This is a genomic window from Candidatus Cloacimonadota bacterium, assembly GCA_011372345.1.
In the GTDB taxonomy this organism is placed as follows: domain Bacteria; phylum Cloacimonadota; class Cloacimonadia; order Cloacimonadales; family TCS61; genus DRTC01.
Map to the genome: position 1 here is coordinate 1 of DRTC01000229.1, position 9,038 is coordinate 9,038.

Consider the following 9,038-nt stretch of genomic DNA (forward strand, 5'->3'; position numbering starts at 1 on the left):
AGATTGGATCGTCCCAATAAAGTTCAAATAGAAGATGGACCTTTAACCGGAAATGCGATCTGGTTTTCGGAATCCGATGATCTTTTGAACTGGAAACCAATTAAAAAACTGTTTTCGGACAGAAACCATTATTGGGATGAATTGATCGGAGCAGGTCCTCCTCCAATCAAAACAAAGAAAGGCTGGCTTTGTGTTTATCATGGAATCGCGATGCATTATCAGCCAATCTATCAGGCAGGAGTTTTTCTGCTCGATCTGGAAAATCCAACAAAAGTGATTGCTCGCGGACGATTCAATATCCTCGAACCGAGAGAACTTTATGAAACTGTCGGTCAGGTTCCTAATGTTATCTTTCCAACCGGATTGATCGTTGAAGATTACGACGGCGATGGATTTGCCAGAGAAGACAGCGAAGTGAAGCTTTATTACGGAGCAGCAGATACGGTTATTGGTTTGGCGGAAACGAATATTAAGGAGTTAATAACAAAATGCTGCTAATTTACAATGTCATTCTCGATAATAAGAAAAGGAAAAAATACGATCTTGTTTTCTCCAAGATTTTCAGTGATTTGAATTTTCCTTGTAAAATTCGATACCTGAAAGATGAATTAACTGATTCTGGATTATCGCAATTCAGTCATTTATTAATAACCGGTTCGGAATTATTCGCTTCCCGGGAAAATGAAAATAATGATAAAGTGTTGAGAGTAATCCGTTATTTTGTGAATCAGGAAAAAGCAATTTTAGGAATCTGTTATGGTCATCAAATGCTGGCAAAAGCGATTTCCGGTAAGAAAGTTTGTAGAAAAAGAGAAGAACCTGAATTTGGTTGGAAGAAGGTTGAGATCATATCCAATCCGCTTTTTAAGGGAATAAAAAATCCGGTGTTTTATGAATCTCATTATGATGAAGTTTACGATTTAGATGAGAATTACCATGTAATCGCAACCAATCTGGATTGTTCCGTGCAGGCATTTCAATATAAAAATCTGCCGATCTGGGGAGTTCAGTTTCATCCGGAAGTCGATTATAAAACAGGAGAAATATCTTTGCAGCAACGATTTAAGGAATTTCCGGAGCAGAAAAAATATTATCAGAATGAGATGAACGAAACCCAAAATTATGAGCAGAGATTGAAAGTATTCGAGAATTTTGCAGCCCTATCGTCCCGATGGGAAATTGAAATAGTTGAATTGGGAATCAGTAGCCCCATCGTCCCGATGGGAACAAACAAGAACAAAACCACCGGGACGGCGGTGATACAGAAAGGAATAAAAATGAAAAAATTATTTATCACATTATCAATTTTAATTTCGTTTACGATTAAAGCCCAAGAACCTTATGTCGATTATTTACCGGAACCGCAAATCGAATTCAATCCTCAAAAGTATGTTTGTTATAAAACTGATATTTCGTTAATAATCAATGGAATAATGAACGAAGAAAGCTGGCAAAAATGTGAATGGACAGATTATTTTATCGATATCGAAGGAGATGTCAAACCGAAACCGTATTTCCAGACACGAGTGAAAATGCTCTGGGATGACGACTATTTCTATTTCGGGTGCGAAATGGAAGAACCTCATATCTGGGCAAAACTGAAGGAAAGAGATTCAATAATTTTCTATGACAACGATTTCGAAATCTTTATCGATCCTGACGGAGATACACACAATTATTATGAATTTGAGATGAATTCTTTCAACACAGTATGGGATTTGTTTTTATCCAAACCGTATCGCGATCCGGGCTGTAAAGTTCTTGATTCATGGGATATTCAAGGATTGAAAACTGCCATCTTTATCGATGGAACTCTGAATGATCCGTCTGACATCGATAAAGGCTGGAGTGTAGAAGTTGCCATTCCCTGGAAAGTATTGGAAGAATGCGCGAGTTCCTGTCCTCCCAAAAAAGGAGATCAATGGCGGATTAATTTTTCTCGTGTAGAATGGGAAACTGAAATTATCGATGGAAAATATGAAAAGATTAAAGGAAATCCTGAACATAACTGGGTTTGGAGTCCGCAAGGTTTGATCAATATGCATTATCCTGAAATGTGGGGATTTGTCCAGTTTTCGGAATTGGAAGTTGGAGCGGGAAAAGAAAAGTTCGTATGGAATCCGGAAGAAAATACGAAATGGAAATTAAGACAGATATACTATAAAGAACGAACCTATTTCTATCAGAATGAGAAATTTACGAACAATATTGAGGAATTAGATGTTAGAACAAAATCCTTCAAACCAATAAGAATTTATGCAACTCCAAATTATTTTGAAGCGAGTCTTTCTTCCAGAGGTAACAAATGCTTCATCTCAAATGACGGGAGAACCTGGAAATAAAAAACTTAAGTTAAGCCGGTTTTATTCGGTCTTGGCTTAATTTTTTAAATTCGTAACAGTAAAAAACTTAACTTAATACATTATCTAAAATCAAGTTCATAAATGCATAAAAAGTACATACATTTTTGACGAGTATTGCATAAAATGTAAATACTTTTATCAAAAAATATTGATTATTAAGTTCTGATACTATCTCATTAAAATCAATTTCTTTATTTCGGAATAATCTCCTGCTTCCATCTTATAGAAATAAATTCCACTTGTCAGATCTTTGCCCGAATCATTTTTTCCGTCCCAATTCAGTTGATAACTCCCGGCAGGTTTATCCTCATCGATAAGTTGTTTCACGAGTTGTCCTTTCATATTATAGATTCCGAGTTTTACAGGTGATCCTTTTTGAATAGAATATTGAATAACAGCATTTCTCTCATAATTTTTACAAACAAACGGATTTGGATAAATCCCTTTCAGTTCAGTTTTGATTTCTAGGGAATTGTCTTCCATATCTGTATGATCGATATATGCGATATTACTCGGTTCAGATTCATATTCCTCGTAAAGAGCAGTTACATAATACTCATAAGTTCCACTCGGAACACTCAAATCGATATACCAGGTTTGTTCATGTTCAGTCAGAAACTCATTATTGCGATAAATTATATATCCGGTAAATGGTCTGTCAAGTGTTGGAGCTGTCCATTGCAGGAAAACATTAAAACCGGCATTTGTAGCATTCAATTCTGTTGGAGCAGGTAAAACTATCTGAAGGTTTACCGTATTTGAAGGTTCGGAATTTCCTTCATCATAAACTGCAACCACATAATAAGAATAATCTCCGGGAGCTAAATTCACATCGACAAAAGGATATTCGGAAGGTTCGTCTACTTCTGCAAGTAATAGTTCATTCCTGTAAATCTGGAAATATTGAAAATCGCGATGACTGCCCGGCATGTTCCATTCCAGAACTACATCATTGAGATTGATGATATCTGCACCCAATTCTGTGGGTGGTTCCGGATCTGTAGATTCAAGGACTGCTAAACCTTTGATACAGAAATTAGCAGTTCCATTCCAAGTTTCATCTTCAAATTCATATTCATATAGATCCAGCCAGTTCGAGCCGATTTTGTAAAAACTCTCACCGGGATTTGCAATGGAATTGACAGTTGTTCGGTATGAAGCTCCTAAAAGCACCGGAACATCAGATGTTCTGTCCAAAGGATGTCCTCCCTCTGATAAACTCAAATAAATATAAAAGTCATCTCCTTCCGACATATTAACCGGAGATGTCAGATCAACAGTATGAAAACCTTTGAATTCTCTATTTCCGGTAATGGAAGATAGTTCTCCAGTTAATTCCGTTCCATTATAACTATCATATATAACAATCTCAAAATCTACATTATCCGTTGCTGTGAAGAAATTAACAGCACTCAAAATCTGGTCGGATGTAGCTGTAAAAGCATTGAATGCTTCTGTCGTTTCTGTCATCGTATCCCGCCAGCCGTGATAATCATGATAATAAACTTTATCATATTGCAGAGGTTCGACCTGCTGGAATGAAATCGCTCCCATTTCAGGATGCTGACAGCTATGTTTGTCATAATATGAAATCCAGAAATAACCATCATATCCCCAATCTGCTCCCCAACTGTTCTTAACCAGCCAGGCTCCTGGATTGGGAGCATCCGTAACTCGATTATCATCCCAACCGATGATCGCAATGGCATGATTCGGTTCTAATGTGCTTGTTGGAGGTTGATAATGTTCGTATTCCCAATTGATAAAGGAACCATCATAACACATACAGGTTCCCAGAACACCTTCCTGCATGATCTTGTTTTTGATTGTATCGATGTTTTCCAGGTTTTCTCCTGCTACGAACCATTCTATTTCTTTTGCATAATAATAATGAAAAAGCGGAAAATACCTGGTGGGAGCAGTTTCAAAAGACTGTCCGTCAAGATCGCGAACTGTTCCTTCCAACCGGGATAAATAGGCAGAAGTAACTCGATAATCTCCACCTTCGTGAACGACCAAACCACCGCCGGTTGGAGGATCTGTATCATCATTGTTGTGCTGATTGAAACCATTCCACCAATCGAGGTGATATTCTGCCAGATTTGGTTCACCTGTTTCTCCGGCATCTGTCCAGTTTCCGGTCATCAGCAGGTTTCCTTCCATAGCAGCTAATGCCCCATGAGTCCAGCAGGTTCCTCCCTGTTGAGATTTTACGGATGTAACATAATTAGAACCATCCACATTTCGCAGGTCAAAAGTTGCCGGTGGTCTGTCTGCAAAATTGTTTACGAAAAGTAAACAGAATAAGATCATTAAAAAAAATATTTTTTTCATGGAACCTCCTATATTCCTAATATTCCAACCTTGAAAAAGTTTCGAAGAATTTTCTTCCTACTCTACTTTTCAACGGTTTTTGCTACTAACTTAATCTTGTGAAGTCTTTGAAGCTTAACAAGTTAATAAAATACTTCCGGTTTAATATCTAAGTAATAATCCGGCTCATTTCAAACTTCACAATCCGGCAGTTGCCGGATTGTGAAGTTTTGGATTCTAATCATGTTAAGTTTATCCTAACCATTGAAAAGGTTGAATTGAATGAAATCCTCTGTTGGAAACCATTTTCAAGTTTTTTATTTATACTCGATCGCTCCCAACCTGAAAGAAAAAGACTCGACCTCATAATAATCGACATCGAGTAGATAAGTAAAGAAAGTCTCATCCTGGCGATTCAATCCACCTGCGGATTTTTTGATCACAAAGTGTTTTTTGAATTCTATCGTTTCTCCGGCTTTGTTCATCGCCTTACAGGTTACTTCTGCGCTGTCGATGATCTTGCTGGAAACATTTTTGATCTTAACCTGAACTTCGGTTGTTCTGTCTCCAATCGGTTGGGTCTTGATGATCTCAAATTCTAAAGGTGAAGCGGATTCAATGGCATTATCTTTTTCTTTTTCTTCAACCTGTCCGAATTCGATTGCTTGTTTCCACACCCAGCCTTGAACTGAAATTTTTACCCAGTTTCCTTCTTTTTCAGTTTGATCAACTTCCACACCTTTCATTAAAGTCCCGATTTTTTTTCCGTTCGGTCCGTCTCGTAAAACTTCATCATCGATGTTGATATAAGCTGTTTGACTGAAGATATTCAGGAAAAATATTACACTAATGATGATTAACGCTTTTTTCATTTTAATTATCCTCCATTTCTCATTTTTTTTTATTAATTTGTGCATTCAGCACAGCATCTATTTTAGCTTCTGTTTCTTCCAGATGGGCGATGGTTATCTGATCGAGTTCCTTTTTATTTAGAGAATCTATCTTTTTTTGAATTTCGGAAAGGTCAAAACGAGCCAGGGAAATCGCATCATGTGGAATGTTTCTGTTTTCATTCAGGACAATTTCAGAAATTCGATGCAAATGCATTCTCTGTAATTCCCGACGGTAACTTCCAATATTTTCATTAGTTTCGAGTTCCCACCAAACTTCATTGCTAACTGCTGAAAACATCTCCGACATGCTGAATTTTTCTTCTCCATCCTCGAATTTCAGTTCATTATCGAACAATCTTCCCAAAACCAGGGGATCATACAAATGGGAAAGCACGATCGCTTGAATATAAGCAATCGAATTGTGAATTGAGTAATCCGCTCGGTTTCTCGACCAGACACCTCCGGTGAAAGTACCCATTTTTTCATAAACTAATTTATTCAAAAGTTCAGAAGGGAAATAAAAGGCATCTTCCGAAAGGATATTTTCCATTAAAAAATCCATTGCTCGTTTCTGCTCAGCAGCAGGTACAACCTCGAACGGAATTCTCCCTTCAGGATCACCAATATGATCTCGATGTGCATATAATCCACCAATGTATTTACTGATATTATGAGCTGCTCCCCGATATTCACTTAATCCCTGATTGAAAATCCTTAATATTTTTTTAAAGGATTCACCTTCTTTTTCAAAATTTTCAGGAATATTTTCCCATAATTCTTTAGCGATTTGAATTCTATCTTCATAGAATTTTATGGGATCATTTCCCAGATCGAAAATATTACAGGATGGATCGATTCCTCTGCTGGACATTCCAAAAGTATCTTCGTCAGTTCCGTAATCAAGCATTTTATCGGTGCAGCGACAGGCAATTTTTTCGAGTTTTTCCGCTTCCTCATCTTCATTAAAAATCGAATAACCGTATTCGATCATCCATTTATCCCATGCTCCAACTTGATTTTGGAAATAGCTCCCCTGTTCTCCATCGATTGGAGCAAGGTTTATGGGAGTGTAATCCATGATCGAACCGGTTAATCCATTTCTGGTTGTGAATTTCTTATCCTGAAGTTCTTTCTCTGTAAAAACTGTAGTAGCTTTGAAATTATGCCTTAAACCGAGAGTATGACCGACTTCATGGCAAACAAGAGCAATTACTCCCTGATCAACAAATTCATCGAGATCAATGGTTTTTCCGATTTTTCCTCTTGCTGTAAGAAGACTGTATCCCAAACTTAACTGCTGCCGCATTCCTTCTGCATAAGAACAATGGTTTCCAAAATTTCTGTAATCATGATTTTCTTCTTTCCATTCAGCAGATTTTAGTCCGTCAGTCCAGCTTTCCGGATTTATGACTTCCTCATATTCAATATAAAAATATCTCAAAAAATCCACGCTGACCCGAATATCTGCATCATAAATTTCTCCGGTATAAGGATTTGCATGAGAAGGTCCGACAGCATAACCTCCTCCGGGCTGAACTATCCAGCATATCGTATTATAACGGCTATCCGCAGGATCCCAATCCGCATCATCGGGCATTTCTTTAACCACAATTGCATCCTCGATCCCTATCTCCTCAAAAGCATCATTCCAGAGCAAAATTCCCTTCTTCACCGCAGGTTTGAATCTTTCCGGGATCGTATTTTCCAGCCAGAAAACAATTGGTTCTTTTGCTTTAGAACTTTTTTTTCTTGGATTTTCTTTTTCCAGATGCCAGCGATTGATATATCGAAGGTAAGGAGTTTCCGTGAGCAGATCGGTGTAATCCTGGAAAATCGTATTGAAAAATCCGATCCTGTCATCCGCAAGCCGCGGTTTATAATCAGTTTCCGGGATAACTGAAAGACTGTAATGATAGCGATGGATCATACTTCGTGAATCAGGTAAAGTATAAATGTATTTTCCTTCATTGTTCTTGAAATGCAGAACGACATCGATTTCAGTATTAAAAGGGAAAGATTTGATCTTATCAAAATAACTGTTGTCCTTATCGAAAGAAAATTTCCTTTTTCGTCGAGAAGTTGAATTCTCCACATTGGTCATATCTTTGAGAAATAGGTCGGAAGCATCGATCAGAACAGCTCCTGTTTCTTTGTGAGGTTTACAACTCTGTTTCGCAGATGCAATGATGGAATTAGAAATACTATTTTCCAGAGCTCGTTTCATTGCTGGTTCTTCAGCTCTGAATTTGAGATTTTTCTCGATCAACTGGATTCTCTTATGAACTTTCTTGAAGAAAAAAGGAAAATTCCAGAGTGAAGATGATGCATCGAACATATAAGCATCTCCGGATTGCCGGGTCATGGTGCAGAGATAGATTTTCTCAAATTGTTCGGGCTTGATCTCCAGATATACTTTTCCTTCTTCATCATCGCGATAAAGATTGAACAGTCCTTCGATCTTCTCAAAATCCTGCACAAATTTCTCAAAACCGGTTTTTGCTGCTAAACTATCTGCCTGGATATCCTGAACGGCTTTTTTTATTTCTTCGGGTGTGAGAGAATCTGTGTTTTCCATTTTATCGGTGGCAGATAACAAAAGTATAATAAGAAAAAAAAACAAAATATGAAAAACAAATTTTTTCATTTTTTATGCTCCTGTACAATTGTTTTTATATTACAAGAAAAATTACATCATGGAAATATTCTATAAATATCTTTTCGATGTGCAATCCGCTGACAAATAATAAGTTTTTGAGATTTAATGATTGTTATACCAATCCTGTAATTTCCAATTCTGATCTTATATTTATCCTGATATCCGGTCATTTGCTCAATATAGCCAAGCTTAAAAGGATTTTTAAATAACAGATCTTCAAATACAATCTTTTCTGCTTTCGTCTTTATTTCAACAGGTAACTTAAAAAGCTCTTTCAAAAAGCGTTTTGAGTATTCAATTTTCCACATTATTTTTCAATGATCTATAATATTCTTTTGCTTCATCAATATTAAGTCTTTTTTTGTCTTTTACTTCATCCATCAATTTTGCTAATCCGTAATTCTCGATAATTTCTTCTAAATGTTCGAATTCAGCGATCGGGATCTGGATGGCAACTGGAATATGGCTTTCATCGAGAACAATATTTTTATGGATATTAAGCATTATTCTAACTCCCTCTTTTATCTAAAAAATTCAATACCCTTTTTAAGATAAAATATTCCGTGTCAAATTAAATTTGTTTTTGGAATAAAAAAACCTTCAACCGGATATTTCAGATCGAAGGTTTTTTGTAGGGCTGAACTTGTTCTGCATATTTTAAAACAAGTTCCGAACTGCAATCTCAAAGCAGGAGCTTTGCGTTACAACGGAACAAAGTTTCGTGATACTTTACCATCAATATCTTTCAGAAGCTCTCTCATTACCATTAACCGTCAATTGATAAAACTTGTATAATAATTATGTTTTATTTAA

At 36.7% G+C, this 9,038-nt stretch carries 7 protein-coding genes; 2 read left to right on the plus strand and 5 right to left on the minus strand.

Annotation, left to right across the window (positions count from 1 at the left end):
* On the plus strand, positions 1–498 hold a 498-nt coding region (locus ENL20_04435), incomplete at its 5' end, for a glycosidase (GenBank protein ID HHE37802.1).
* Positions 489–2,342: a hypothetical protein gene (locus ENL20_04440; GenBank protein ID HHE37803.1), complete on the plus strand. Its 1,854-nt coding sequence runs from the start codon at positions 489–491 to the stop codon at positions 2,340–2,342. The genes ENL20_04435 and ENL20_04440, both read left to right, overlap by 10 nt.
* A gap of 189 nt (positions 2,343–2,531) precedes the next feature.
* On the opposite strand, the gene ENL20_04445 is transcribed toward ENL20_04440, so the two are convergent.
* The 5 genes from ENL20_04445 to ENL20_04465 form a co-directional block, all read right to left on the minus strand.
* Positions 2,532–4,697, minus strand: a complete 2,166-nt coding sequence (locus tag ENL20_04445) for a T9SS type A sorting domain-containing protein (GenBank protein HHE37804.1) — start codon at positions 4,695–4,697, stop codon at positions 2,532–2,534.
* Between the two features lie 296 nt (positions 4,698–4,993).
* Positions 4,994–5,593 carry a hypothetical protein gene (locus ENL20_04450; GenBank protein HHE37805.1) on the minus strand — a complete coding sequence of 200 codons (600 nt, stop codon included), beginning with the start codon at positions 5,591–5,593 and terminating at the stop codon, positions 4,994–4,996.
* On the minus strand, positions 5,568–8,213 hold the full coding sequence (locus ENL20_04455) for a DUF5117 domain-containing protein (protein ID HHE37806.1): 2,646 nt from the start codon (positions 8,211–8,213) through the stop codon (positions 5,568–5,570). The genes ENL20_04450 and ENL20_04455 overlap by 26 nt, the downstream gene beginning before the upstream one ends.
* A 47-nt stretch (positions 8,214–8,260) precedes the next feature.
* Complete coding sequence (locus ENL20_04460; GenBank protein HHE37807.1) at positions 8,261–8,533, minus strand: type II toxin-antitoxin system RelE/ParE family toxin; 273 nt, start codon at positions 8,531–8,533, stop codon at positions 8,261–8,263.
* Positions 8,520–8,729, minus strand: a complete 210-nt coding sequence (locus ENL20_04465) for a hypothetical protein (GenBank protein HHE37808.1) — start codon at positions 8,727–8,729, stop codon at positions 8,520–8,522. The genes ENL20_04460 and ENL20_04465 overlap by 14 nt, the downstream gene beginning before the upstream one ends.
* Between the last annotated feature and the right edge of the window lie 309 nt (positions 8,730–9,038).